Consider the following 20,377-nt stretch of genomic DNA (forward strand, 5'->3'; position numbering starts at 1 on the left):
GTGATCGCGGAGGGATTATGAATCCGAAGTACGAATACCGAGCCCTGATGGCGTGCGACATCGCGGGTTCCGCGGGCCGCGGCGAACAGCGGCTGCAGGAAATCCGCAGAGTCCTGCGTTCCGCACTGTCGAGCGCCCTCGCCCTCGCGGATCTGGACTCGCGGGACTTCGCGTACGTCGACACCGGCGACGGCTGCCGGCTCGTCGCCCCGGCGGCGTTGCCCAAGGCCAGGTTGCTGTTCCCGCTCCTGCCGGAGCTGGGCACGCGAATCCGCGAGCACAACCAGCACACCGGCCCGGACACCCGGCTGCGGGTGCGGGCCGCAGTGCACGCGGGGGAAATCCGGTTCGATCCGGAGGGCACCGTCTCCGGCGCCCCCTTCGAGGCGCTGGCCCGGCTGCTCGACTCGGCCCCGCTGCGGCATGCGGCCTTGGCCGGTCCGAGCGGCACCCCGGTGGCCGCGATTCTTTCGCAGCACTTCTACGAGGAGACGATCGGGCACGGCTACGAGGGGCTCGAAACCGACGCCTTCACCGCAGCCGACGTCCGGGTCAAGGAGTACGCCGCGCGGGCCTGGCTCTGGTACCCGGGCAGCCCCGTCGGGCCGCGCGTGGATTCCGGCCGGGGCTCCGGCTCCGGCGAGCAGCCTGCGGAACCCGAGCCGCGGAGTGTGGAACAGCTCGTCCGGGCCTCGGGAAACGGCACGGCCTTCGCCGTCCACCGGGGCAACCAGTACGTCCGCCACAACAACCGGGGTTGATACACGCCGATGAACGAGAAACTCGCCGAGCCGGCCACGAGCGGCGCGACCGCTCTGGTCTCCGCGATGGGCACCGACCTCCGGCAGGAGGCGAGGAGGCTGATGAGCGGCATCCTCGCGCAGACTCACACCAGTAGCCGCAATGAGCTGTCCGTCGTGCTGGACCGGCAGTCGACCGCCACGAGGGGAGCGGTCGACGCCACAGCCGTGGACCACTGGGCCGAGGCCCTGTCGCAGTTGCTCGGCCGGAACCCGGCTCTCGCCCACGACGTCATGGCCCTGGCACCGCTGCGAACCCAGGAAAGGCCTGACCTCGCGATCCAGGTCAATTCCGCCACCCATTCAGGTGAGGTATTCGCGGTGCAGCACGGCACTCAGCACTTTGCCTCCGGGCCGAAATCCCGCGGTCCCGAGGAACGGCCATGACTCGGTACGAGAGCCGGGGCGAGAGCCGACGGGGCGGCCTCATGGACGGATGGGTGCGGACGGTGCTGTTCGTGGCCGTCGTCATCGGGGCCTTCATCGAGGTCGGCACGCCACATCGGCAGTACGGCCTGCTGGTGAACGTGTTCGCCCTCGCGGCCGTGGGTGTCGTCGGCGCGGCGGCCGTGCTGGGGTCCGAGGCCACCGCGGCGCTCGCCGGGCAGCGGGATCGGCTCGCACAGGAGCCTCAGCCCGGCACAACGGTTTCGATGTGCCGCTACGTCACCGGTCCGGCAGCGCCGCAGGCCCAGCCCGCGAGGCCCCAGCCGTTCCTGCGCGAGCGGCCGACCGACCTGAGCGTTCCCCGCTTCGGCGACGGCGCCCGTGCCCAGGGCTACCCCTGGCTGCTGCCGGAGCGCACGGTACAGAACGGGATCGCTGCCGACGAGGCCACGGTCGGAGCGTTCACCGTCCGCGCGGCCTCCGTCATCGGACCCGGCCACCGCTGCCGCCAGCCTGCCGAGCCGCGGCAGGACTCCTACCGGATCGGGCGGAGCCAGGACAGCCGGTACGCGCTCGTGGCCGTGGCCGACGGCCTGTCCAGCGCGGCGTGGTCCGACGCCGGGGCCACCACGGCCTCCAGCCAGGCCGTCACCCTGATGCGCGAGCAGATCGAGGCGGTGGGCTTCGGCGGGCTCGATGTCAAAGAGCTGTACGGGCGGATCGCGGAATCGGTCGCCGCCCACGCGGCCGGTCGCGGCGTCGACACCTCGCACGTGGCCACCGTACTGATCACCGCGGTACTCGCCGAACCGGACGCGAACGGCGTCGCGGAGGCCTGGATCTCGTGGCTCGGCGACAGTTCGGCCTGGACACTCGACCCGCGCGGCCCGCTGTGGCTGCTCTCCTCCGGCGAGTCCAAGGACCGCGCGGCCTCGGTGGTCTCAAACGAGGTCGCCGGGCGACTGCCGGACACTCCGCAACTGGCCAGGGGCCACTACGTCAGACTGGCTCCCGGCGCCGCCCTCGCCCTGGTCACGGACGGGATCGGTGACGCGTGGGCGGACCCGGCGGGCAACATCAACGAGTACTTCGCGAACGCCTGGCGCTCGCCGGTCCCGGCCACGCGGTTCACCGCCGACGTCGGCTTCGACGCACCGCAGCACCTCGACGACCGCACCGCCGTCGTGGTGTGGAACGGTGGCCGGGCATGACAGAACCCCATCCCGTCCACGGCGGTGACGGCGGCCCGGCGGCCGATCCGCGAGGCTGGGTGTTGCCGCGGACCGTGAGCGCCGGCGATCTCGGACCATTCGACGAACCGATCTCCGAACGCAACGGCCAGGCCATCGCCGTGAGGCCACTCACGAACCATCCGGGCTGGCTGGCCAAGCTCTACCGGCCGGACCAGCACCCGGAGGACGCCCACCGGCTCGATCTGCTGATCTCGGCTCCGGGCACGCTGCCGGAGGCGGATCGTGCGGCCCTGTACGCAGGCACGTGCTGGCCCGCGGCCCGCATCCAGGAGCCGGGCAACCCGGCCGTCGGCTGCGTGATCCCGATCGCGCCCGAGCAGTACCGCTCCGAGCTGCGGCGCGGCAAGTTCAGCGAGCGCCGCTTCGTGGAGATCGACTGGCTGGCGAAGTCCGACGAGTCGATCCAGCGGATCGGACTTCCGCTCCCCGGCTTCGAGGGCAGACTGGCCGCCTGCCGCCAGCTGACAGAGCTCGCCACGATCCTGGAGAGCCTGGGCCTGATCTACTCGGACTGGTCGTTCTCCAACGCCTTCTGGAGCCCGGATCAGCGTTCTGTCTACCTCATCGACGTCGATGGCTGTCAGCCGAAGAAGATGCCCGACCTCCACCAGCCGAACTGGGCCGACCCGCTCACGCCGCAGGGCACCGACGCGGACAAGTACACCGACCGTTACCGGCTCGGACTGCTCGTCTCCAAATGCCTGACGGGCCAGCGCGACGCGCACGCCTTCCACACCGTCACGACGTCCCCCTGGCAGAACCAGCCCGCCGTCTCCGAAGTACTGCTGGACATGCTGTTCGCGACCGACCGCGAGCGACGGCCCTCGGCCGCTCAGCTGAATCAGGCGCTGAACAGCGGGCCCTATCTCAGGACCGCGCCACGTCCGACGCGCACCGCGCTGCCCCCGCTGCCCCCGCTGTCCGCCACGATCCCCCAGCCTCCCTCCGACACCGGTACGGCCGTCAGCAAACCCGTTCCGGCGCCCACCGAGGAAAAGCAGCAGCCTCCGACCACCTCGCAGGCCGAGTGGATTCTCCTGCTCGTCCTAGCCGTGGCCCTGGTCCTCATCATCGCCCACAACCACTGACTCAGAGGTGCCCCATGTCACTCTGCCTGCCCACCTACGTGGTGATCGACGCGTCCTCGTCGATGAAACCGCACGAGGCGGTGCTCAACGCGACCCTCTCCCGACTGCACTACAACCTGGCGACAAATCCCCGCGTCTCGGAGTTCGCCCGAGTCGGCGTGATCGCCTTCTCCACCGACGTGCACGTGGTGATCCCGATGTCGGACATGGAGCAGGTACCGGCCATGCCCGAGGTGATCTGCGGCGGGCGCACCGAATACGGCAAGGCCTTCGACCAGGTGCGGCAGTGCATCGAACAGGATGTCAAGGACCTGAGGATGCAGAACTTCAGCGTGCTGCGGCCGACGGTCTTCTTCCTGACCGATGGCAGTCCGACCGACGCGCACTGGGAGAACTCCTACCGCGCACTGGTGGACAGGGACTGGCCACGCCACCCGCACGTCATCGCCTACGGCTTCGGCAACGCCAAACGCGACGTGCTGGAACAGGTGGCGACCAAGGCGCTGTTCATCGCCAACGGTTCGGACACCGAGTCGGCGGTGAGCGCAGCGATCTCCGGCCTGCTCAACACCCTGATCGCCTCGTCGAGGACCGGTCACATGGAGATCAACACCGACGTCGAGGGCTTCGAGTACGTCCAGGTCGCCCAGGAATTCGTGGACTGATGGTGGACAACGACCCGCGGTCCACGGCGCCCCGGGCGCTGCGCGCCTCCGTCGGACTGACCATTCTGGCCGCGGCGCTGCTCGTCTGCGGAGCCGCAGTCGAGGCAACGGACAATCTCCACGGCTCCTCGGCGGACGGGAGCGGAAGCAGCTCACACCCGGCGACGACGGTACGGCCGACCCATGCCCGCCCCCACCTCTCCGAGACACCGTCGCCGAACTGCCCGCCTCCCACCTCACCGGCACACCTGCCCGGGCCCACGGCCATCGCCACCCCTGGCGGTGGTCCGTTCACCCGGTGCTAGTGCCGTTTACCGGCAAGCTCCGCCCCGTCGTGCGGCCCGGCATGCCCCGGACATGAAAAAACCCCAGGTCACGGCGAGTGAGTCCTGGGGTAATTCCGGGCCGCCTTCGGGATTCGAACCCGAGACCTACGCATTACGAGTGCGTTGCTCTGGCCAACTGAGCTAAGGCGGCACGCCCGTCCACACCATGGTGCGGTCAGCAGCGACGCCAAGTCTACACAGTTTCCAGGGGTGCTCCTGACACACCCCGGTCCCGCTCTTCAGCGCAGGTCAGAGGCGGTCAGGAGCACTGCTTGCCGTTCTTCGGCGGGATGCCGTCCAGGAGGTACGTGTTGATCGCCGTGTCGATGCAGGTGCTGCCCCGGCCGTACGCCGTGTGACCGTCGCCGTCGTACGTGAGGAGCGTGCCCGAGGAGAGCTGGGCCGCCAGGGACTTCGCCCACTTGTACGGGGTCGCCGGGTCGCGGATGGTGCCGACCACCACGATCGGGGCCGCGCCCTTCGCCTCGATGCGGTGGGCGCGGCCGGTGGCGGGGACGGGCCAGTAGGCGCAGTTCAGGGCTGCCCAGGCGAAGCCCCGGCCGAAGACCGGGGACGCCTTCTCGAAGGAGGGCAGGGCCTTGGTGACGGACGCCGGGGCGGTGAACGCGGGGGGCAGGTCCAGGCAGTTCACCGCGGCGTTGGCGTACATCAGGTTCGCGTACTTGCCGTCGCCCGACCGCTCGTAGTACGAGTCCGAGAGGGCGAGCAGCCCCGCGCCGTTGCCCGACATCGCCTGGGTGAGCGCGGTGCGCAGGTCGGGCCAGGACGTCTCGTCGTACATCGCCGAGATCACGCCGGTCGTGGCCAGGGACTCGGTCAGCGGGCGGCTCTGGCCCGTGGGAACCGGCTTCGCGTCCAGGCGGGAGAAGAACGCCTCCAGGCGGTGGGAGGCATCCGCGGTGGACGCCGTGCCGAGCGGGCAGTTCTTGTGCTTGATGCAGTCCGCCGCGAAGGACTGGAAAGCGGTCTCGAATCCGGCGGTCTGGTCGCGGTTCATCTCCAGCGACGACAGCGAGGGGTCCATCGCGCCGTCCAGGACGAGGCGGCCGACGCGGTCGGGGAAGAGCCCCGCGTACGTCGCCCCGAGGAAGGTGCCGTACGAGGCGCCGACGTAGTTCAGCTTCTTGTCGCCCAGGATCCCCCGCAGGACGTCCATGTCCCGGGCGGCCTCGACCGTGGAGACGTGCGGAAGGATCTTGGCGGAGTGCTTCTCGCAGCCCTGTGCGAAGCCCTTGAGCGAGGTGGTGAGCTTCTGGGTCTCGCTCGCGTCGTCCGGGGTCTGGTCGACCTCCGTGTACGCGTCCATCTGCTTGCCGGTCAGGCACGCGACCGGCTCACTGCGAGCCACCCCGCGCGGGTCGACGGCCACCATGTCGTAGCGGGCGCGGACCGCCGCCGGGTAGCCGATCGCCGCGTACCCCTGAAGGTACTGGATCGCCGAGCCGCCGGGGCCGCCCGGGTTGACCAGGAGGGAGCCGATCCGCCGGCCGGGGTCCGTCGCCTTCTTGCGGGAGACGGCGAGCTCGATGTCGCCGTCCTTGGGCTTCTGGTAGTCGAGCGGCGCCTTCATCGTGGCGCACTCGAATCCGGGGGCGCCGCAGGAACGCCACGTCACCTTCTGCGTGTAGTACGGGGCCAGGTCCGCGGACGGCGCCGACCCCGAGGCCCGGGTGCCGGATGTCGAGGCGCCGGGCGCCGAACTGCCCGACGAGCAGCCCGAAACAAGCAGTCCGGCCAAGGCCAGCACGGTGACGGGAGTGGAGAGCAGGCGCCTGAGATCCATCCCCGGAGCGTAGTCGGGCCCCGGCCCGAGCCCCTCTTTTGCAGCCCGTACGAGTGAGCCGGTCAACCCCTCAGCCCGCGCGCAGGGACACCGCCATCGCCTCGACGGCCAGCAGCGGGGCCACGTTGCGGTCCAGCGCCCGACGGCAGGCGGTGATCGCCTCGATCCGGCGCAGGGTCCTCTCGGGGCTGGAACTCAGCGCGATCCGGTCCAGCGCGTCCCGTACGTCCTCGTTGGCGATGGCCACCTCGGAGCGCAGCTGGAGGGCCAGCACATCGCGGTAGAAGCCGGTGAGATCCGTCAGCGCGAGGTCGAGCGTGTCGCGCTGGGTACGGGTCGAGCGGCGCTTCTGGCGGTCGGCCAGTTCCTTCATGGCCCCTGCCGTACCGCGCGGCATCCGGCCACCCGCGGATGCACCGAGCGCGGCCTTCAGCTCCTCGGTCTCCTTGGTGTCGGTGCCCTCCGCGACCTCCTTGGCGTCCTCGGTCGCGGCGTCGATCAGTTCCTGGGCGGACTTCAGACAGCCCCCGATCTCCTCGACCCGCAGCGGCATCTTGAGCACGGCCGCGCGGCGGGCGCGGGCGCGCTCGTCGGTGGCCAGGCGGCGGGCCCGGCCGATGTGTCCCTGCGTGGCACGGGCCGCTTCCCACGCCCGCTGCGGATCGATGCCGTCCCGCCGGACGAGGATGTCGGCGACCGCTTCCACCGGGGGGGTACGCAGGGTGAGATTGCGGCAGCGGGAACGGATCGTCGGCAGTACGTCTTCGAGCGACGGCGCGCAGAGCAGCCAGACCGTCCGGGGGGCGGGCTCCTCGACGGCCTTCAGCAGGACGTTCCCCGCGCCCTCGGTGAGGCGGTCGGCGTCCTCCATCACGATGACCTGCCAGCGGCCGACCGCCGGGGAGAGCTGGGCCCGGCGGACCAGTTCGCGGGTCTCCTTCACACCGATGGAGAGCTGGTCGGTGCGGACGACCTCGACGTCCGCGTGCGTCCCGACGAGAGCGGTGTGGCAGCCGTCGCAGAAGCCGCAGCCCGGGATGCCGCCGAGCGCGCGGTCGGGGCTGACGCACTGGAGGGCGGCGGCGAAGGCGCGGGCGGCGGTCGACCGGCCGGAGCCGGGCGGGCCCGTGAACAGCCATGCGTGCGTCATCGTCGACTTCGACATGGCGTCGGTGGAGGTGCGCTCGGTGTTGGCCGTGACGAGCGCGTCGGCGTCCCGGGCGGCGGCGGCGAGCTGCGTCTGAACGCGGTCCTGGCCTACGAGGTCGTCCCATACGGCCATGTGGTCGCCCCTTCGGTGCGGTCGTGCGGGTGCGGATACAGGTATCCACATACCGGTATGTGGATACCTGTGTGTGGACAACAGTGTGCGGATACCGGTGCGGACAGGCGGGTGCGCGTCGTCGCACCCGTCCGCCCGGCGCCGGTTCTTGCTGTGCGGGATCCATTGTGGCGCAGGGGTCCGACAACCCGGCCGCGCGTCCGGCCGTACGCCCGACGCGAGGCCCTGCAGCGCCGGGAAGGCCGAAGGCCGGGGACCGATGCCCCGGCCCCCGGCCTTCCCGTGCGGTGTCAGCGCCGGCCTCTGCCCCGGCCCCTGTTGTCGCGCTCGTCGTCGTGGTCCGTGCCCAGCAGTTCGTCCGCCAGCGACGGCAGGTCGTCCAGCGGGGTCTCCTCCGCCCAGTCCGAACGGCGGCGCGGGCGCTCCGGGTCGAACTGCGGCAGCTCCCGGGTGCGCTCGTTCGCGTTCTCCGGGGGCGCCTGCCGCGGCTCGTCCCGGAAGTAGCCGGGCGGTACCCGGTCCGCCGGGGTGGCGCCCCGTACCGGCCTCGGCGGCTCCGTGGCCTCCGCGAACTTGGGGATCACCGTGGTCTCGTCCGCGTCCGAGTGCCGCTGCGCTCCTCGCGGATCGCCCGAGTCCCTCGGGCCGTCGGCGTCCTTCGGCTTCCGGGGGGCCGGGTGCTCCTCGATCTTCGGGATCACCGTCGTCTCCTCGGAGTCCGGACGCGACGGCTCCGGACGCGACGGCGTGGAGGGCATGGCGGCGACCGGCTGCGTCACGTCGTTCGCGCCCACGACCGGTGTCTCCACCGTCGTCTCGTTGTCCGCGGCGGTCGCTGCGGCAGCCGCGGCTTCGGCGGCCTCCGCCTCGGCCTGACGGCGCGCCTCCTCGGCCCTCAGCAGCGCTTCCTCGGCCAGGCGCTGCTTCTCCTTGCGGCGCTCCTCGGCCTCGGCCCGCAGCCGGGCCTGCTCCTCCTTCTGCCGGCGCAGGCGCTCCTGCTCCTGCTCCCGCACCTGCTCCTCGGCCTCGCGGCGGAGCCTCTCCTCCTCGGCGAGACGCCTGGCCTCCTCGGCCTGCCTGCGGGCTTCCTCCGCCTGGCGCTCCGCCTCGCGCCGCTTCGCCTCTTCGAGTTCGCGGCGCTTGCGCTCCTCCTCCTCGGCGCGCAGCTTCGCGAGCTGTGCCTGGCGCTCGCGCTCCAGGCGCTCCTCCTCCGCCTTGCGGGCCGCTTCCTCCTCGGCCTTCCTGCGGGCTTCCTCAGCAGCGGCCCTCCGCGCCTCTTCCTGGGCCTTGATCTCGGCCTCGGAGAGCGGCAGCAGCTGGTCGAGCCGGTGGCGTACGACGGTGGTGATCGCCTCCGGTTCCTGCGCCCCGTCCACCACGAGGTAGCGCCCGGGATCGGCCGAAGCCAGCGTCAGGAACCCGGCCCGTACCCGCTGGTGGAACTCGGCGGGCTCCGACTCCAGCCGGTCCGGCGCCTCGGTGAAGCGCTCGCGCGCGGCCTCCGGGGAGACGTCGAGCAGCACCGTCAGATGCGGTACGAGTCCGTCCGTCGCCCAGCGGGAGATACGGCCGATCTCGGTCGGCGACAGCTCGCGCCCCGCCCCCTGGTAGGCCACCGACGAGTCGATGTAGCGGTCGGAGATGACGATCGCGCCGCGCTCCAGGGCGGGGCGTACGACCGAATCGATGTGCTCGGCGCGGTCGGCCGCGTACAGCAGCGCTTCCGCGCGGTTGGAGAGACCGGCCGACGAGACGTCCAGCAGGATCGACCGCAGCCGCTTGCCGACCGGCGTCGCGCCCGGTTCGCGGGTGACGACGACCTCGTGGCCCTTGGCGCGGATCCACTCGGCGAGCGCCTCCACCTGGGTGGACTTCCCGGCGCCGTCGCCGCCCTCCAGGGCGAGGAAGAAACCGGTCTCCGACGGGGACTGCGCCGGGTCGGCGCCGCCGCGCAGCGCATCGCGCAGATCGCTGCGGAGCGGTACGCCCGAACGGTCGTCGGCCTTGGCCAGGACCAGCGCGGCCACCGGCAGCAGCAGCGCGCCGACCAGCATCAGCGTGAAGGCGGCGCCGCCGTGCGCGAAGACGAACTGCCCGTTCGCGAGGTGGTGCGGGCCGATCGCCGCGGCGACCAGCGGGGCCACGATCGCGCCGAGGGCGACAGCGACCCGTACGACCGCCTGCAGATGCTCGGCGATACGTGTCCGCCGGGCCTCCTCGGTCTCCTGGTCGACGAGGGTGTGCGCGATGTTCGCGGCGACACCGGCGGACCAGCCGGCCAGCGTCGCGATCAGCACCACCGTCGCGGTGTCCGGGACCAGGCCCATCACCAGCAGCGCCACGCCCGTCAGGGTGATCGCCAGCGCGAGCAGCCGACGGCGGGAGAAGCCGGGCAGGGTCCTGGGCGCGGTACGGATACCGATGACCGTGCCCCCGGTCAGCGCGAGAACGAGCAGCGCGAACGCCACCGGGCCGCCGCCCAGGTCGATGGCGTCCAGGACGGCCACGGCCGCGGCGGACGCGATGGCTCCGGCCACGGCGGCGGCAGCCAGGACGAGCAGCGGGATCGCGCCGGTACGGCCCTTGTCGGGGCCGGCTCCGTTGGACGGGCGGCGCAGCCCCTCCAGCGGGGAACGGGCGCGGGGCGTCTGGCCGTCGGGCAGTTCGAGGAAGTACAGCGTCGAGACGGACGCCGCGAAGAGCCCGGCGGCGACGTACGACCCGAGACCCGCCTGGTGCAGCGAGAACCAGTCGATGCCGGTGCCCAGCAGATTGCTGATCAGCATGGCGACGAGCAGCACGGCGGCAGCCGCCGGAACGGCGAGGAACGTCGTACGGAGCGAGAGCCGGCGCAGCGCTTCGAGGTGGTCGGGCAGCGGGCGCACCGCCACGGCTTCCGGAGGCGGGGACGGCAGCAGCGCGGGGGCCGCGCTCTCCTTGGCGACCGTCCAGAAACGCTCGGCGACCCCGGCGACGAAGACGGTGACCAGCAGGACAGCGGGCGCCTTGGCCGGGGTCCAGTTGATCCACAGCGGGGCGATGATCAGCAGCGCGACCCGGAGGCCGTCCGCGCAGATCATGGTCCAGCGGCGGTCGAGGGGCCCGTTCGGCGCGGTCAGCGCGGCCACCGGGCCGAGCAGTACGGCCCCGAAGAGCAAGGTGGCAAGGGCCCGCGCGCCGAATACGGCGGCTACGGCGAAGGCGGCACCTCGGTACCCGCCCCCGAAGGATTCTTGCGAGACCGCCGCCTGCAACGACAGCAGCAGAAGCACGAGAAGGGCGAGGGCATCGCCGATATTGCCGACGAGCTGAGCGCTCCACAGCCGCCGGAGCGGAGGGATGCGCAACAAGGCTCGGACGGCGCGCTCGCGTGAGTCTGCGGCTAGTTCGTCGGAGGTGGGGCTCACGACCGTTGGCTGCTCGGCTCGCGTCATCCGACCAGCGTATCCGGACCGGTCAAATCCCCGCCGGGCCCCCCGAACATTTGGGCGGGTCGATTGTGTGCCCATGCGGTGCGGGTCCTGGCCCCGGACCGGCAGCAGGACGGACGTATGCGAAGTGGCCGGTACGTTGCGCCCATTTCCCGCGCACCGTACCGGCCACCCTCCCGATTCGACCGGGCGTGTCTACTCGTCCGATTCGACCGGGGGTGTCTACTCGTCCGCCGCGTCTACTCGTCCGCTGCGGCCTTGGCAGCCGTCTTCTTGGCCGCCGTCTTCTTCGTGGTCGTCTTCTTCGCGGCCGTGGTGGTCTTCTTCGCCGCGGTCTTCTTCGCGGTCGTGGTCTTCTTGGCCGCCGTCTTCTTCGCCGGAGCCTTCTTCGCTGCCTTCTTGGCGGTCTTCTTCGCCGGGCCCTTCGCGCGCTTCTCCGCGAGCAGTTCGTAACCGCGCTCCGGAGTGATCTCCTCGACGCTGTCGTCGGTCCGCAGCGTCGCGTTGGTCTCGCCGTCCGTGACGTACGCGCCGAAGCGCCCGTCCTTGACGACCACCGGCCGCTCGCTGACCGGGTCGGTGCCCAGTTCCTTCAGCGGCGGCTTGGCCGCGGCGCGCCCGCGCTGCTTGGGCTGGGCGTAGATCGCCAGTGCCTCTTCGAGCGTGATGGCGAAGAGCTGGTCCTCGGTCTCCAGGGAGCGCGAGTCGGTGCCCTTCTTCAGGTACGGGCCGTACCGGCCGTTCTGCGCGGTGATCTCCACGCCCTCCGCGTCGGTGCCGACCACACGGGGCAGGGACATCAGCTTGAGCGCGTCGGCCAGCGTGACCGTGTCCAGGGACATCGACTTGAAGAGCGAGGCCGTCCGCGGCTTGACCGCGTTCTTGCCGGTCTTCGGCGTGCCCTCGGGCAGGATCTCGGTGACGTACGGGCCGTACCGGCCGTCCTTGGCCACGATCTGGTGACCGGACTCCGGGTCGGTGCCCAGTTCGAAGTCGCCGCTCGGCTTGGCGAGCAGTTCCTCCGCGTACTCGACGGTCAGCTCGTCGGGCGCCATGTCCTCCGGCACGTCCGCGCGCTGGTGGTTCTCGGAGTCCTTCTCACCGCGCTCGATGTACGGGCCGTACCGGCCGACGCGCAGCACGATGCCCTCGCCGACCGGGAACGACGAGATCTCCCGGGCGTCGATGGCGCCCAGGTCGGTGACGAGCTCCTTGAGCCCACCGAGGTGGTCGCCGTCGCCGTTGCCCGCCTCGGACGCGGCACCGGCCCCGGCGTCGCCCTCGCCGAAGTAGAAACGCTTCAGCCACGGCACGGACTTGGCCTCGCCCCGCGCGATGCGGTCGAGGTCGTCCTCCATCCGGGCGGTGAAGTCGTAGTCGACGAGCCGGCCGAAGTGCTTCTCGAGCAGGTTGACCACGGCGAAGGAGAGGAAGGAGGGGACCAGCGCGGTGCCCTTCTTGAAGACGTAGCCGCGGTCGAGGATCGTGCCGATGATCGACGCGTACGTCGACGGGCGGCCGATCTCGCGCTCTTCCAGCTCCTTGACCAGCGAGGCTTCGGTGTAGCGGGCCGGCGGCTTGGTGGAGTGGCCGTCGGCGGTGATCTCCTCGGCGGAGAGCGGGTCGCCCTCGGTGACCTGCGGGAGCCTGCGCTCACGGTCGTCGAGCTCGGCGTTCGGGTCGTCCGCGCCTTCGACGTACGCCTTCATGAAGCCGTGGAAGGTGATCGTCTTGCCGGACGCGGAGAACTCGGCGACCCGGCCGTCGGAGGAGGTGCCCGCGATCTTGACCGTGACGGAGTTGCCGACCGCGTCCTTCATCTGGGAGGCGACGGTCCGCTTCCAGATCAGCTCGTAGAGCCGGAACTGATCACCGGAGAGACCGGTCTCGGCAGGCGTGCGGAACCGGTCGCCCGAGGGGCGGATCGCCTCGTGCGCCTCCTGCGCGTTCTTGACCTTCCCGGCGTACGTACGCGGCTTCTCCGGCAGGTAGTCGCTGCCGTACAGCTGCGTGACCTGGGCACGGGCGGCGTTGATCGCGGTGTCGGAGAGCGTCGTGGAGTCCGTACGCATATAGGTGATGAAGCCGTTCTCGTACAGCTTCTGGGCCACCTGCATGGTCGACTTCGCACCGAATCCCAGCTTGCGGCTGGCCTCCTGCTGGAGCGTCGTCGTACGGAACGGGGCGTACGGGGAGCGGCGGTACGGCTTGGACTCGACCGAGCGCACGGCGAAGGCCGTGTCGGCCAGCGCGGCGGCGAGCGCGCGGGCGTTGGTCTCGTCGAGGTGCAGGACCTCGCTCTTGAGCTGCCCCGTGGAGTTGAAGTCGCGGCCCTGGGCGACCCGGCGGCCGTCCACCGAGTTCAGCCGGGCGACGAGGGTGGACGGGTCGGAGGCATCGCCCTGGCGGCCGGTGGAGAACGTACCGGTGAGGTCCCAGTACTCAGCTGAACGGAAAGCGATGCGCTCGCGTTCCCGCTCGACCACGAGCCGGGTGGCGACGGACTGCACGCGGCCCGCCGAGAGGCGCGGCATGACCTTCTTCCACAGGACCGGCGAGACCTCGTAGCCGTAGAGGCGGTCGAGGATCCGGCGGGTTTCCTGGGCGTCGACCATGCGCTTGTTGAGCTCGCGCGGGTTGGCGACGGCGGCCTGGATCGCTTCCTTGGTGATCTCGTGGAAGACCATCCGGTGGACCGGGACCTTGGGCTTCAGGACTTCCAGCAGGTGCCACGCGATGGCTTCGCCCTCGCGGTCCTCATCGGTTGCGAGGAAGAGTTCGGTCGACTCGGCCAGCTGCTCCTTGAGCTTCTTGACCTGCGCCTTCTTGTCCGAGTTGACGACATAGACGGGCTGGAAGTCGTTCTCGACGTCCACCCCGAGGCGGCGTACCTCGCCGGTGTACTTGTCCGGTACCTCGGCGGCGCCGTTCGGGAGGTCGCGGATGTGCCCGACGCTCGCCTCGACGATGTAACCCGGGCCGAGGTAGCCCTTGATCGTCTTCGCCTTGGCGGGCGACTCGACAATGACGAGTCGGCGGCCGCCGTGTGCGGTCTCGCTGGTCGGGGACAACGTGGCTCTTCTCTCCGGTCGGCACTCGGTGGTCATGCTCGCTGCGGAGTGTGACGGTACATCCCGCCCCCGTGTCAAACGGCGAAAGCCCGCAACGGCCACTGGAACGGTAACCCGACTACCGCCATTCCTGCCGCCCGGATCGGCCCACTGCCCTTCCCCGGGCCTTTCCCCGGACCCCGGTCACGCTCCGTGTCCGCCGCGGTGGCGCCGTACGGAGCCGCTCGTCTCAGACCTGGGCGAAGCACCACACCCCGAGGCCGAGGGACACCACACCGAAGATCGCGGCCAGCGTGGCGGAACGCGTGGGGTCCGCCCCTTGCGCGACCGGCGCGCGATGGAGCACACGTACCGCCGTCCACAGCAGCAGAGCTGCTCCGAACAGTGCGAATGTCGTTCCGGCGAAGACCGCGGGCGCGCTCTCCATGTCCGTACCTCCCCCGTACCCGAGTGACCCGGATGGTCAGGGTGGTGAGGCTGGCACCCCGGGGCGACACGGGTGCGAACTACGAGTGAACACAGGTGCTCCGCACAGCGTCACGCCCCGCCGGACCCCGGTCTTCCGCTCTGCTCCCGCCCGGCGCGGATCAGGTGGACGGACCCACCGGATCCAGGAAGCCCTCCTCCACCAGCAACCGGATGGACTGCGGCGTGCGGTCCCTGAGCAGCACCGGGTCCTCACCGAGCAGTTGCGCGATGGCGTCCAGGATCTGCCCGGCGGAGAGCGTCCCGTCACAGACGCCCGCGAAGCCCGCGCCGACCGTGTCGACCTTCGTCGCCCGCCGCATGCCGCGGTTCTGGCGGAGAATCACATGCTCGGGGTCCTCCGCGCCGGGCATCCCGACCTGCTCCTGCACCACCTCGGCGGCGAGCTCGAAGCGGTCGGCGAGCAGTGCGGCGTCGTCGTGGTCGCGCAGGTAGTCCCGGCGCTCGAAGTGCGCCCGTACGGTCTCGGCGAGCGGCTGCTCGACCGGGTGCGGCCACTCCTCCACCACGATCGAGGGGCGCTCCGAGCCCGACTTGTACAGCGTGATCCAGCCGAAGCCGACGGCCTTGGTCCTGCGGGACTCGAACTCGTCCAGCCACGCCTCGTACCGTGCGGCGTACGCCTCCGGGTCCGTGCGGTGGTCACCGCTGTCCCGGAGCCAGAGTTCGGCGTACTGCGTGATGTCCTGCACCTCGCGCTGCACGATCCACGCGTCGCAGCCACGCGGCACCCAGGACCGCAGCCGGTCCTGCCACTCCTCGCCCTCCACGTGCTGCCAGTTGGCGAGGAACTGCGCGTATCCCCCCGGCTTCAGGTGCTCGCCCGCCTCGGAGACGAGCGAGCGGCAGAGATCGTCCCCGCCCATTCCGCCGTCCCGGTAGGTCAGCCGGGCTCCGGGAGAGATGACGAACGGCGGGTTGGAGACGATCAGGTCGTACGTCTCGCCGGCCACCGGCGCGAAGAGCGAGCCCTCCCGCAGATCGGCCGCGGGGGCTCCGGAGAGCGCGAGGGTGAGCCGGGTGAAGCCGAGCGCCCGGGGATTGAGGTCGGTGGCGGTCACCTCTGTGGCGTGCTGTGCGGCGTGCAGCGCCTGGATACCGGACCCGGTACCGAGATCGAGTGCTTTTCCGACAGGCGTACGGACAGTGATCCCGGCGAGTGTGGTGGACGCCCCGCCGACGCCGAGCACGACGCCTTCGTCCTGGCTGCCGATACCGCCCGCGCCGCCGACCGCGCAGCCCAGATCCGAGACGATGAACCAGTCCTCGCCCTCGGGACCGCCGTACGGCCGGATGTCCACGGTCGCCCGCACGTCGTCGCCCGCACGCACCACCCAGCCGTCGGCGGCGCACTCCTCCAGGGGCAGCGCCGCGGCGGCCCGCTCGGCGGGAACGGGCCGCTGCAGCAGGAAGAGCCGCACCAGGGTCTCCAGTGCGGTCCGGCCGCGCGTGGCGCGCAGGGCGGGCACCGTCTCGCTGCGGGCCAGCGCGGCATACGCGGGCGCGCCGAGCAGGTCGAGCAGGCCGTCGGCGGTGAAGTCCGCGGCGAGCAGGGCCTCGCGGATCTGGGGCGAACGGTCGGGCGCGGGAAGACTGGTCGTACTCACCCGCCCATTGTGGCGGTCGCCACTGACAACAGCAGCACGGCCCGGCATCCGCGCGGGACACCGGGCCGCTGCGGTCCGGACGGGACCTCCACTGCGGGCGCTACGCCTTGGTCGGTGCGCCCTACGCCTCGGTCTGCCGCGGACGCTACGCCTTGGAAGGGGCGACCGTGGGCGACGGCGAGGACGTCGCGACCTTGCACGCGTCCTGGCTGAGCAGCGCCTTACCGGTGTCGCCGGAGAAGAGCTTCTTGTACGCCGTCTCGTTGATCTTCTTCATGTCCTCGCCGATGGCCTTGAGGCCGTCGGAGAACTTCTGCTGGTCCTTCACGTCCAGCGCGTCGACCTGCTTCTTCAGGTCCGCGTACGCCTTCGAGTTGGCGTTCAGCTCGGTGATGGCGTTCTGCTGGATCGTCTTCCCGTCGTCGCCGGGCGGCGGGCCGGTCTTCTTGAGGGCGGCGGCGATGGCCGCGTCGGCCTCCGACAGATCCTGGAACGCGGCCGAGTCGGCCTTCTGGATGTCCGCGGGCTTGCCGTCCGCCGCAACAGCGGTGATCTGCTGGTTGGCCTTGTTGATCTTCGCCAGCTGAGGCCCGATCTGAACGCAGAGCGTCTTGGCCCAGTCGTTCGTCTTGTTGTCGTTGCTGCTGTCACTGCAGCCCGACAACGCCACTACCAGTACCGCACCGCCGGACAGTGCGGCCGCAAGCTTCTTGTTCACCGGATTGGTCCCTTCCAAGGCTCTCGGCCCCGGAACATACACGCCAAGTGGGCGACATTCGCGTGTCGTGCGCCCGAATTATGGCTTATTGAAGCCATTTGCACCAAGACGGCGAGAGAGACAAGACTCACGGGCGCCGGGCCCCCGACAGGACAGCCCGAGAGCACAGCCCGAGAGGGCAGAGGGGCGGACGGCGCGTCAGCCCGCGTCGCCCGCACCCTCCCTGACGGCTTCTCAGCGAATGGTGTCAGGTGACCACTGCCGGGCCGGCCTGCTCACCGGCGCCCGTGGACTCACCTGCCTCGCCGTCCTCGCCCACCGCGATGCCGCGCCGTTTGGACACGTACACCGCGCCGACGATCACCAGGATCGCGATCGTCGCCACCACGGCACGCACCCCGGCACTCGCGTGGTCGCCGTAGCTGAACTTCACCACCGCGGGCGCGATCAGCAGCGCCACCAGGTTCATCACCTTGAGCAGCGGGTTGATCGCCGGGCCCGCGGTGTCCTTGAACGGGTCACCGACCGTGTCCCCGATGACCGTCGCGGCATGGGCATCGCTGCCCTTTCCTCCGTGGTGGCCGTCCTCGACGAGTTTCTTCGCGTTGTCCCACGCGCCCCCCGAGTTGGCCAGGAAGACGGCCATCAGGGTGCCCGCCCCGATCGCCCCCGCGAGGAACGAGCCGAGTGCGCCCACGCCGAGCGTGAAGCCCACCGCGATGGGCGCCATCACGGCCAGCAGACCGGGCGTGGTCAGCTCGCGCAGCGCGTCCTTGGTGCAGATGTCGACCACCCGGCCGTACTCCGGCATCTCCGTGTGGTCCATGATCCCGGGGTGCTCGCGGAACTGCCGCCGCACCTCGTAGACCACGGCTCCGGCCGAGCGCGAGACCGCGTTGATCGCCAGCCCGGAGAAGAGGAAGACGACCGCCGCGCCGAACATCAGGCCCACCAGATTGTTGGGCTGCGAGATGTCCATGTTCAGACCCAGTTCGCCCGCCCTGGCATGGACGTCGTCGACGGCGGTGGCGATCGCGTCGCGGTACGAACCGAAGAGGGCCGAGGCCGCGAGCACCGCCGTGGCGATGGCGATGCCCTTGGTGATGGCCTTGGTGGTGTTGCCCACCGCGTCCAGGTCGGTGAGCACCTGGGCGCCCGCGCCTTCGACGTCACCGGACATCTCGGCGATGCCCTGAGCGTTGTCGGACACCGGCCCGAAGGTGTCCATGGCGACGATCACACCGACGGTGGTGAGCAGCCCGGTGCCCGCGAGGGCCACCGCGAAGAGGGCGAGCATGATCGACGTACCGCCCAGCAGGAACGCCCCGTAGACGCCGAGTCCGATGAGCAGCGCGGTGTAGACGGCGGATTCCAGCCCGATGGAGATACCGGCCAGAACGACGGTCGCGGCTCCGGTCAGCGAGGACTTGCCGATGTCCCGGACCGGGCGGCGGCTGGTCTCGGTGAAGTACCCGGTCAGTTGCTGGATGAGCGCGGCCATGACGATGCCGATGGCGACCGCGACCAGCGCCAGGACCCTCGGGTCACCGCTGTGCCCGCTGATGGTGGTGTCGGTGACCCCGTCCAGGTCCCCGTAGGACGAGGGCAGATAGACGTACACCGCGACGGCCACCAGGATCAGGGAGATCACCGCGGAGATGAAGAACCCGCGGTTGATGGCCGACATCCCGCTGCGGTCAGCGCGCCGCGGGGCGACCGCGAAGATGCCGATCATCGCGGTGACCACGCCGATCGCCGGAACGATCAGAGGGAAGGCGAGGCCGAAATTCCCGAAGGCGGCCTTGCCGAGGATGAGTGCGGCGACGAGTGTCACGGCGTAGGACTCGAAGAGGTCGGCCGCCATGCCCGCGCAGTCGCCGACGTTGTCGCCCACGTTGTCGGCGATGGTCGCGGCGTTGCGCGGGTCGTCCTCCGGAATGCCCTGCTCGACCTTGCCGACCAGGTCGGCTCCGACATCGGCGGCCTTGGTGAAGATGCCGCCGCCGACGCGCATGAACATGGCGATCAGCGCGGCTCCCAGGCCGAAACCCTCCAGCACTTTCGGGGCGTCGGCGGCGTAGACGAGGACGACGCAGGAGGCACCGAGCAGGCCGAGGCCCACCGTGAACATGCCCACGACGCCGCCCGTCCGGAAAGCGATCTTCATTGCCTTGTGCGAGACAGTGGTGAGATCCTTTTCTTCCTCACCCTCTGCCGGAGTCGCTTCTCGTGCGGCTGCCGCGACCCGCACATTCGCCCGTACGGCAAGACGCATCCCGATGTATCCGGTGGTCGCCGAGAAAAGCGCACCGACCAGGAAGAATGCGGAACGTCCCGCGCGCTGCGACCAGTTGTCGGCGGGAAGCAGGAAGAGCAGGAAGAACACGACGACGGCGAAGGTGCCGAGAGTGCGCAACTGCCTTCCGAGATAGGCATTCGCGCCTTCCTGCACGGCTGCCGCGATCTGCTTCATGGAGTCGGTGCCCTCACCGGCGGCCAGTACCTGACGTACCAGCAGCTGGGCGACGAGCAGGGCCGCCAGCGCCACCACGGCGATGACGATCACGATGATCCGGTTGCCGTCGGTGAGTGCCGCGGCTGCGAGTGAGGTGGTGTGTTCGGACTGCTGTGGGTCGAAGAACCCCGCCATTCGTCCTCCTTGATGCTCAGAGCTCAAGATGTGGACGGATTCTAAGGAGAGGATCCTGATCAAAAAAGGGCGCGGCAAACCGAATTGACCTTCGCCTGAATAAACCCGATCAGCGTCAGTAATGGCGCAGAAGCATTGATCGACGATTCAAACGATCGCGAGAAAAGAAAAAGGCCCTGCTCAGCAGGGCCGTTAAATCATCAGGACGGATAAAGGGGATCAAGAAAAACGGAGAGGGAGATCAAGAAACGCCCACGCGTTTCAGGAATTCCTGATCACGCCTCCTCCGTCGCCGAGGCCGTCGGCCAGGTCATCCGGATGACTCCTCCGGACTCGCCCGTGGTCACTTCCACGTCGTCGACGAGACCACTGATGACCGCGAGGCCCATCTCGTCCTCACCGTCCGTGGACACGTCGAAGGACGGGTCGGCGCCCCCCGCCGAAGCGTCGCGCGCCCCGGAACCCGCGGAGGCACCACCCGCTGTCGGCACCTCGTCCCCGACCTCGATGGAGAACGACTTCTCCTCCTCGGTCAGTACGACCCGGATCGGGGCGTCGATGCCATTTCCGCGGTGCATACCCACCGCACGGGAGCACGCCTCGCCGACCGCGAGCCGCACTTCGTCCAGCACGGCCTCATCGACCCCGGCCCTGCGTGCCACGGCGGCTGCCACCAGGCGGGCCGTTCTGACATGTTCGGGCTGGGCGCTGAAACGGAGTTCAACGGTGGCCATGCGATCCCCCTCAGAGGTACGGGCGTGCTTCTCCGGGATACCGGGCTGGGAGCCCGGTACCCCTGCGTTCTTCCT

Annotated in this window: 15 protein-coding genes and 1 tRNA gene; 6 read left to right on the forward strand and 10 right to left on the reverse strand. The window is 70.2% G+C overall.

Features of this window, described 5'->3' with window-relative positions; genetic code table 11:
• The first annotated feature begins 17 nt into the window (after nucleotides 1-17).
• Genes NBY69_RS32300 through NBY69_RS32325 form a run of 6 tightly spaced genes read left to right on the forward strand, consistent with a single transcriptional unit; the run spans nucleotide 18 to nucleotide 4,498 of the window.
• Nucleotides 18-761: a hypothetical protein gene (locus NBY69_RS32300; RefSeq protein WP_250305506.1), complete on the forward strand. Its 744-nt coding sequence runs from the start codon at nucleotides 18-20 to the stop codon at nucleotides 759-761.
• 9 nt (nucleotides 762-770) lie between these two features.
• Nucleotides 771-1,187 (forward strand): hypothetical protein, encoded by a 417-nt coding sequence (locus tag NBY69_RS32305; RefSeq protein ID WP_250305507.1) that lies wholly within the window; start codon nucleotides 771-773, stop codon nucleotides 1,185-1,187.
• Nucleotides 1,184-2,398: a protein phosphatase 2C domain-containing protein gene (locus tag NBY69_RS32310; RefSeq protein ID WP_250305508.1), complete on the forward strand. Its 1,215-nt coding sequence runs from the start codon at nucleotides 1,184-1,186 to the stop codon at nucleotides 2,396-2,398. The genes NBY69_RS32305 and NBY69_RS32310 overlap by 4 nt, the downstream gene beginning before the upstream one ends.
• Entirely contained in the window at nucleotides 2,395-3,528 is a 1,134-nt protein-coding gene (locus NBY69_RS32315; RefSeq protein ID WP_250305509.1) for a hypothetical protein, read from the forward strand. Before NBY69_RS32310 ends, NBY69_RS32315 begins: the two co-directional genes overlap by 4 nt.
• 14 nt (nucleotides 3,529-3,542) lie before the next feature.
• Nucleotides 3,543-4,193, forward strand: a complete 651-nt coding sequence (locus tag NBY69_RS32320; RefSeq protein WP_250305510.1) for a VWA domain-containing protein — start codon at nucleotides 3,543-3,545, stop codon at nucleotides 4,191-4,193.
• Nucleotides 4,193-4,498 (forward strand): hypothetical protein, encoded by a 306-nt coding sequence (locus NBY69_RS32325; RefSeq protein WP_250305511.1) that lies wholly within the window; start codon nucleotides 4,193-4,195, stop codon nucleotides 4,496-4,498. The genes NBY69_RS32320 and NBY69_RS32325 overlap by 1 nt, the downstream gene beginning before the upstream one ends.
• 98 nt (nucleotides 4,499-4,596) lie before the next feature.
• On the opposite strand, the gene NBY69_RS32330 is transcribed toward NBY69_RS32325, so the two are convergent.
• From NBY69_RS32330 to NBY69_RS32375, 10 genes are all read right to left on the reverse strand, one after another.
• A tRNA-Thr gene (locus NBY69_RS32330) sits at nucleotides 4,597-4,670 on the reverse strand.
• 108 nt (nucleotides 4,671-4,778) lie between these two features.
• Nucleotides 4,779-6,323: an alpha/beta hydrolase gene (locus NBY69_RS32335; protein WP_250305512.1), complete on the reverse strand. Its 1,545-nt coding sequence runs from the start codon at nucleotides 6,321-6,323 to the stop codon at nucleotides 4,779-4,781.
• Between the two features lie 70 nt (nucleotides 6,324-6,393).
• A complete protein-coding gene (locus NBY69_RS32340) occupies nucleotides 6,394-7,605 on the reverse strand; it encodes a DNA polymerase III subunit delta' (protein WP_250305513.1) in 1,212 nt (403 codons plus the stop codon).
• 290 nt (nucleotides 7,606-7,895) lie between these two features.
• Entirely contained in the window at nucleotides 7,896-11,039 is a 3,144-nt protein-coding gene (gene tmk, locus NBY69_RS32345; RefSeq protein ID WP_250305514.1) for a dTMP kinase, read from the reverse strand.
• A gap of 236 nt (nucleotides 11,040-11,275) precedes the next feature.
• Complete coding sequence (gene topA / locus NBY69_RS32350) at nucleotides 11,276-14,107, reverse strand: type I DNA topoisomerase (RefSeq protein WP_250305515.1); 2,832 nt, start codon at nucleotides 14,105-14,107, stop codon at nucleotides 11,276-11,278.
• A 229-nt stretch (nucleotides 14,108-14,336) separates the two neighbouring features.
• Nucleotides 14,337-14,534: a hypothetical protein gene (locus tag NBY69_RS32355; protein WP_250305516.1), complete on the reverse strand. Its 198-nt coding sequence runs from the start codon at nucleotides 14,532-14,534 to the stop codon at nucleotides 14,337-14,339.
• A 160-nt stretch (nucleotides 14,535-14,694) separates the two neighbouring features.
• Complete coding sequence (locus NBY69_RS32360) at nucleotides 14,695-16,248, reverse strand: methyltransferase (protein WP_250305517.1); 1,554 nt, start codon at nucleotides 16,246-16,248, stop codon at nucleotides 14,695-14,697.
• 97 nt (nucleotides 16,249-16,345) lie between these two features.
• Entirely contained in the window at nucleotides 16,346-16,918 is a 573-nt protein-coding gene (locus NBY69_RS32365) for a small secreted protein (RefSeq protein WP_250305518.1), read from the reverse strand.
• Between the two features lie 247 nt (nucleotides 16,919-17,165).
• Nucleotides 17,166-19,568, reverse strand: coding sequence for a sodium-translocating pyrophosphatase (locus tag NBY69_RS32370; RefSeq protein ID WP_250305519.1), 2,403 nt, complete (start codon nucleotides 19,566-19,568; stop codon nucleotides 17,166-17,168).
• 275 nt (nucleotides 19,569-19,843) lie between these two features.
• Complete coding sequence (locus tag NBY69_RS32375; RefSeq protein WP_250305520.1) at nucleotides 19,844-20,302, reverse strand: ATP-binding protein; 459 nt, start codon at nucleotides 20,300-20,302, stop codon at nucleotides 19,844-19,846.
• Nucleotides 20,303-20,377: the final 75 nt, after the last annotated feature.

Origin of the sequence: Streptomyces sp. A 4/2, assembly GCF_940670765.1 — a bacterium.
GTDB lineage: Bacteria > Actinomycetota > Actinomycetes > Streptomycetales > Streptomycetaceae > Streptomyces.

What these genes read in the sequence shown, in the direction of transcription:
- NBY69_RS32325 (WP_250305511.1), top strand. Translation starts at nt 4,193, where the DNA reads ATGGTGGACAACGACCCGCGGTCCACGGCGCCCCGGGCGCTGCGCGCC.
- NBY69_RS32315 (WP_250305509.1), top strand. Translation starts at nt 2,395, where the DNA reads ATGACAGAACCCCATCCCGTCCACGGCGGTGACGGCGGCCCGGCGGCC.
- NBY69_RS32355 (WP_250305516.1), bottom strand. Translation starts at nt 14,534, where the DNA reads ATGGAGAGCGCGCCCGCGGTCTTCGCCGGAACGACATTCGCACTGTTC.
- NBY69_RS32300 (WP_250305506.1), top strand. Translation starts at nt 18, where the DNA reads ATGAATCCGAAGTACGAATACCGAGCCCTGATGGCGTGCGACATCGCG.
- NBY69_RS32375 (WP_250305520.1), bottom strand. Translation starts at nt 20,302, where the DNA reads ATGGCCACCGTTGAACTCCGTTTCAGCGCCCAGCCCGAACATGTCAGA.
- NBY69_RS32310 (WP_250305508.1), top strand. Translation starts at nt 1,184, where the DNA reads ATGACTCGGTACGAGAGCCGGGGCGAGAGCCGACGGGGCGGCCTCATG.
- NBY69_RS32360 (WP_250305517.1), bottom strand. Translation starts at nt 16,248, where the DNA reads ATGCCGGGCCGTGCTGCTGTTGTCAGTGGCGACCGCCACAATGGGCGG.
- NBY69_RS32370 (WP_250305519.1), bottom strand. Translation starts at nt 19,568, where the DNA reads ATGGCGGGGTTCTTCGACCCACAGCAGTCCGAACACACCACCTCACTC.
- NBY69_RS32305 (WP_250305507.1), top strand. Translation starts at nt 771, where the DNA reads ATGAACGAGAAACTCGCCGAGCCGGCCACGAGCGGCGCGACCGCTCTG.
- NBY69_RS32340 (WP_250305513.1), bottom strand. Translation starts at nt 7,605, where the DNA reads ATGGCCGTATGGGACGACCTCGTAGGCCAGGACCGCGTTCAGACGCAG.
- NBY69_RS32335 (WP_250305512.1), bottom strand. Translation starts at nt 6,323, where the DNA reads ATGGATCTCAGGCGCCTGCTCTCCACTCCCGTCACCGTGCTGGCCTTG.
- tmk (WP_250305514.1), bottom strand. Translation starts at nt 11,039, where the DNA reads ATGACGCGAGCCGAGCAGCCAACGGTCGTGAGCCCCACCTCCGACGAA.
- NBY69_RS32320 (WP_250305510.1), top strand. Translation starts at nt 3,543, where the DNA reads ATGTCACTCTGCCTGCCCACCTACGTGGTGATCGACGCGTCCTCGTCG.